This is a genomic window from Streptococcus sp. k-90, assembly GCF_013277565.1.
Classification (GTDB): domain Bacteria; phylum Bacillota; class Bacilli; order Lactobacillales; family Streptococcaceae; genus Streptococcus.
Genome location: NZ_VMNE01000042.1, coordinates 1 through 443, shown reverse-complemented (window position 1 = coordinate 443; position 443 = coordinate 1). Strand labels below are relative to the sequence as shown.

Sequence of the window (443 nt, the reverse complement as noted above, 5' to 3'; positions counted from 1 at the left end):
CTATCCTGTTGAATGAGTTTCCAGTAGCGCTTGATAGCCTTATATTCATGAGATTTTCTCTCAAATTGCTTCATGATTTGGACACGCACACGACTCATAGCACGGCTAAGATGTTGTACAATGTGGAAGCGATCTAGAACGATTTTGGCATACGGAAAAAGATGTTTAGCCAAGTCATAGTAAGGGCTAAACATATCCATAGTAATGATTTTCACCTGACAACGAACAGCGCGATTGTAGCGCAGAAAATGATTTCTTATTATAGCTTGTGTTCTACCTTCAAGAACAGTGATGATATTGAGATTGTCAAAATCTTGCGCAATGAAACTCATTTTTCCTTTTGTAAAGGCATATTCGTCCCAGGACATAATCTGTGGAAGGCGAGAAAAATCATGCTTAAATTGAAAGTCATTGAGTTTGCGAATGACAGTTGAAGTTGAAAT

1 protein-coding gene is annotated in these 443 nt (G+C 37.9%); it reads right to left on the bottom strand.

All coding sequences use genetic code 11. From position 1 onward, the window contains the following. A partial coding sequence (locus HT734_RS09155) for a transposase (RefSeq protein ID WP_173308526.1) occupies nucleotides 1-443 on the bottom strand: 443 nt, incomplete at both ends.